At 65.1% G+C, this 4,273-nt stretch carries 4 protein-coding genes; 1 reads left to right on the top strand and 3 read right to left on the bottom strand.

What is annotated here, in order from left to right:
• Nucleotides 1–319 (bottom strand): ABC transporter substrate-binding protein (locus HMPREF2581_RS18530; RefSeq protein ID WP_049310458.1); only part of this gene is annotated, 319 nt, incomplete at its 3' end.
• Between the two features lie 265 nt (nt 320–584).
• Nucleotides 585–1,148, bottom strand: coding sequence for a transcriptional regulator PsdR (gene psdR / locus HMPREF2581_RS18525; RefSeq protein WP_003094433.1), 564 nt, complete (start codon nt 1,146–1,148; stop codon nt 585–587).
• Nucleotides 1,149–1,316: 168 nt separating this feature from the next.
• On the opposite strand from psdR, the gene mdpA reads away from it, so the two are divergent.
• Entirely contained in the window at nt 1,317–2,534 is a 1,218-nt protein-coding gene (gene mdpA / locus HMPREF2581_RS18520) for a metallopeptidase MdpA (RefSeq protein ID WP_003094429.1), read from the top strand.
• 67 nt (nt 2,535–2,601) lie between these two features.
• Here mdpA and HMPREF2581_RS18515 read toward each other — a convergent pair whose 3' ends face one another.
• On the bottom strand, nt 2,602–4,200 hold the full coding sequence (locus HMPREF2581_RS18515; RefSeq protein ID WP_003141332.1) for an ABC transporter substrate-binding protein: 1,599 nt from the start codon (nt 4,198–4,200) through the stop codon (nt 2,602–2,604).
• Nucleotides 4,201–4,273 lie beyond the last annotated feature (73 nt).

The raw sequence follows: 4,273 nt of genomic DNA, 5'->3' as shown, positions 1-4,273 counted from the left end.
TCGGCTTGAAGTAGTCGGTGCTGTGGAACTTCACACCCTTGCGCAGGTGGAAGGTGTAGGTCTTGCCGTCGTCGCCGATGTCCCAGCTTTCCGCCAGGGCCGGGATCGCCCGGGTGCCGCCGCGCTCGAACTGGACGAGGCGGTTGAACAGGGTGACCGAGGTCGCGTCGTAGTCGGTGCCGGTGGTGTACTGGGCGGGATCGAAGCCGGCCGGGCTGCCCTCCGAGCAGAACACCAGGTTGCTGGCGGCGTGGGAGAACGGGGAGCCGAGGATCAGACCGGCTGCCAGCCAGGCCCGAAGGGGAAGGATCTTACGCATGCAAACCTCATTTTTTCTTTTTCTAAGGGCATCGTCTGAGGATCGGCCTTATGGGCCATGGCAACTCTCGCCTTTCCATGGATGGCGGGTGACAGCCATGGACCCTGTGCGGCGACAGCGATCGTCCGTTTGTTGTTGGTCGACGATTCGCTGATGCCGAAATTAAGTCATGCTGAAATTGTGGTCAACGAAAATTAAGCACGACTAACATTTCTCTTGCGAAAACGTTTGCCTGACAGGATGGGAAGGTGCGCTGCGGACTGGCTCAGGGCGTCGGATGGTCGTCGAACAGGCCCATGGTGGTGATGGTCAGGACTTCCGCCACATCGCTGCCGACGTTGGCCAGGCAATGGGTCTTGGTCGCGTCGAAGTGCACCGAGTCGCCGGCGCCGAGGGGGTACTGGCGCCCCTCGATGGTGTAGACGATCTGCCCGGACAGGACGTAGGAGAACTCTGCGCCCTCATGGGAGATCAGCTCCGACTGGTAGCCCACCGGCATGTTCATCTTGACCGCATTGATCAGGTTGCCGGGGAAGGAGCTGGAAAGGCGTTCGTAGGCCAGCGGCTGGCCCTCGATGGTGTAGCGTACCCGCTCGCCTTCGTGGGAGTCGGGCTGGGGTTGTGCCGGTTGGTCGAACAGGGCATTGAGCGGGATATTCAGCGACTTGGCGATGTTGGCCAGGGAAGAGATCGATACACCGGTGAGGTTGCGCTCCGCCTGGGAGAGGAAGCTCGCGGTGAGACCGGATTCGCTGGCGACTTGGTGCAGGGTCTTCTTGGCGGCGCGGCGATAGCGGCGCAGGCGTTCGCCGATGCGGTCTACGGTCATTGGGGAGACTCTTGTTGAAAGGCGCAGTATACCCAGCGCGGGGCGTCAATAAAGTCTGACAGATGAACTACCCGAACCCCTATTTTTTAAGTGTGACTGAAAATTTGTTTTGACCTGAATTTAAGCTCGACTTAAATTTCAGCCCGGTCCAGACGAGGAGAACAACAAATGACCGTGGGTGTTGGCGGGAGTACCCCTGCGCAGGCGCTGGAGCGTCTGCGGAACATGATGGACGGCGCGCAGCCGATCGGCCTGGCGTCTTACCGTGCGCGAATCGCCGCGGCCCAGGCGTGGATGGGCGAGCATGGCATCGCCGCGGCGTACCTGCATGCAGGCAGCAACCTGCGTTACTTCAGCGGCGTGCAATGGCACCCCAGTGAACGTCTGGTGGGTGCGCTGCTGCCCGCCGAGGGCGCCCTCGAATACCTTGCGCCGGCCTTCGAGGAAGGGACGGTGCGCGACTTCCAGGTGGTCGACGGCGCCATCCACACCTGGGAGGAACACCAGGATCCCTACCGCCTGCTGCTCGATCGCCTGGAGGCGCTCGGCGTGGGTGAGCGCAGCACGGTCGCACTGTGTCCGAGCCTGCCGTTCGGCATGTTCGAGCGCTTGCGCCAACTGGCGCCGGGCAGGAACTTCGTCAGCGCCGCGCCGCTGATCGACCAGGGGCGGATGCGCAAGTCGGCCGAGGAGCTGGCGCTGATGCAGCGGGCCAAGGACATGACCCTGGAAGTGCAGAAGGCCGCGGCGAGCATTCTCCGCGAAGGCATCAGCACCACCGAAGTCGCCGAGTTCATCCACCAGGCGCACCGCAAGGTGGGCGCGCCCGGTTCGACCTTCTGCATCGTCCTGTTCGGTGCCGCCAGTGCCTTCCCCCATGGGGTGAAGCATGCGCAGGTGCTGAAGGATGGCGACATGGTGCTGATCGATACCGGCTGCCAGGTCCACGGCTACCAGTCGGATATCACCCGCAGCTATGTGTTCGGCACGCCCAGCGCACGCCAGCGCGAATTCTGGGGGATGGAGCGCGACGCCCAACTGGCGGCCTTCGAGGCCGCGCGTCTGGGCCAGCCCTGCGAGGCGGTGGACGCCGCTGCGCGGCGTTCGCTGGAGGCCAACGGCCTGGGGCCGGACTACCGCCTGCCTGGCCTGCCGCACCGCACCGGGCATGGCATCGGCATGGACGTCCACGAAGGCCCGTACCTGGTGCGTGGCGATCGCACGCCGCTGGATGTCGGCATGTGCTTCAGCAACGAACCGATGATCTGCGTGCCCGGCGAGTTCGGCATTCGCCTGGAGGATCACTTCTACATGACGGAGGAAGGACCACGCTGGTTCACCCAACCGAGTCCGTCCATCGACGATCCCTTCGGCCTCGGCGGCTGAGCCGGCCGAACGATAACGCCGCACGCGGGAAGGCAAGGGCCAGGGCTTCCCGCGTGCGGCGCAGCGATCAGTCCAGCTTCACCCGCGAAAAGTCCCGCGCCGACATCGGGCTCATGCGGTAGCCGCTGACGTTCTTGCGTTGCGCGTCGAACATCAACGGATGCGCCAGCGGCAACCAGGGCATCTGCTCGTGGAAGATTCGCTGCGCTTCCTTGTACAACGCTACCCGTTGGCTCTCGTCGTTGCTCATGCGCGCCTTGCGGATGGCTTCGTCGAAGCCCTTGTCGCACCAGCGCGCGCGATTTTCCCCGGACTCCACCGAGGCACAGCCGAGGTTGTGGGTGAGGAAGTTGTCCGGGTCGCCGTTATCGCCGATCCAGCTGTAGAGCATCATGTCGTGTTCGCCGGCCTTGGTACGCTTGACCATCTCGCCCCACTCGAACTGGTGGATGTTCACCCGGATGCCGATGGCGGCCAGGTCGGACTGGATCAGTTGCGCCACTCGCGCCGGGTTGCCGCCGGGGCCGCTGCCGGTGCTGATGTAGAGGTTCAGGGGTGTGTCCGGGGCGACGCCGGCTTCCTTCAGCAGGGCCTTGGCTCGTTCGGGGTCGTAGGGCCAGTCGCGGATGCTGTCGTCGTAGCCGAGCAGCATCGGCGGGTAGGGGCCGATGGCCGGGCGGGCCTGGTCGCCGAAGACGATCTTCAGGTAGGACGACTTGTTGAAGCCCATGGCGATCGCCCGGCGCACGCGCGGGTCGTCGAACGGTTCGTGCCGGGTGTTGATCGCGGCGTGGGAGGTGATCATCGCCGCTTCTTCCAGCACCGTCAGTTGCGGGTCCTGGCGCAACGCGGCGACGTCTTCCGGCTTGGGCGTCAGGGCGATCTGGCATTCGTTGCGGCGCAGGCGCTGCACGCGCACGTTGGGATCGAGGGTGATCGCCAGCACCAGGTGGTCGATGGCCGGCTTACCCTTCCAGTAGTCGGGGTTGGCCGCGTAGCGCACCTGGGCATCCTTGCGGTAGCGGGTGAAGACGAACGGGCCGGTGCCGATCGGCTTGCTGTTGAGTTCGTCGCCCTTGCCCCTGGCGATCAGTTGGCCGGCATATTCGGCGGAGAGGATCGAGCCGAACGGCATGGCCAGGTCGGCGAGGAACGGCGCCTCCGGGTGCTTGAGGACGAAGCGCACCTGGTGCTCGTCGATCTTCTCGATGCGCTCGATGATGTCGCGCAGTTGCATGGCGTCGGCGTAGGGGTAGCCGCTGGGCGAAAGGTCGTGGGCGGGGTGCTGCGGATCGAGCATGCGCTGGAAGCTGAACAGCACGTCGTCGGCGTTGAATTCGCGGCTTGGCTTGAAGTAGTCGGTGCTGTGGAATTTCACGCCCTGGCGCAGGCGGAAGGTGTAGACGAGGCCGTCAGCGGAGACGTCCCAGCTTTCCGCCAGGGCCGGGATCACCGTGGCGCTGCCCGGAGCGAACGCGGCCAGCGCGTTGTACAGCGGATGGGCTGAGGCGTCGAAGGTGTAGCCGGAGGTATAGCGGGCCGGATCGAACCCTTCCGGCGCCGCTTCGGTGCACACCGCCAGGGTCTTCGGCTGGGCCTGGATGGCGGCGCTGGCGGCGAAGGCGAGTAGCAGCAGGCTGTAGCGCAGGGCAGAGCGTGGTCGCATGGATGACTCCTCTGGAGCGGGACGGCCGGGTCGGCCGCCCTGGGGAGAGGCGCCGCCTCGCTCGTGGCGGGGC

Origin of the sequence: Pseudomonas sp. HMSC057H01 (genome assembly GCF_001836405.1) — a bacterium.
GTDB lineage: Bacteria > Pseudomonadota > Gammaproteobacteria > Pseudomonadales > Pseudomonadaceae > Pseudomonas > Pseudomonas aeruginosa.
This window is presented reverse-complemented; position numbering and strand designations above follow the sequence as displayed.

Coding starts and splice junctions, on each gene's coding strand:
- psdR (WP_003094433.1), bottom strand. CDS start 1,148: ATGACCGTAGACCGCATCGGCGAACGCCTGCGCCGCTATCGCCGCGCC.
- mdpA (WP_003094429.1), top strand. CDS start 1,317: ATGACCGTGGGTGTTGGCGGGAGTACCCCTGCGCAGGCGCTGGAGCGT.
- HMPREF2581_RS18515 (WP_003141332.1), bottom strand. CDS start 4,200: ATGCGACCACGCTCTGCCCTGCGCTACAGCCTGCTGCTACTCGCCTTC.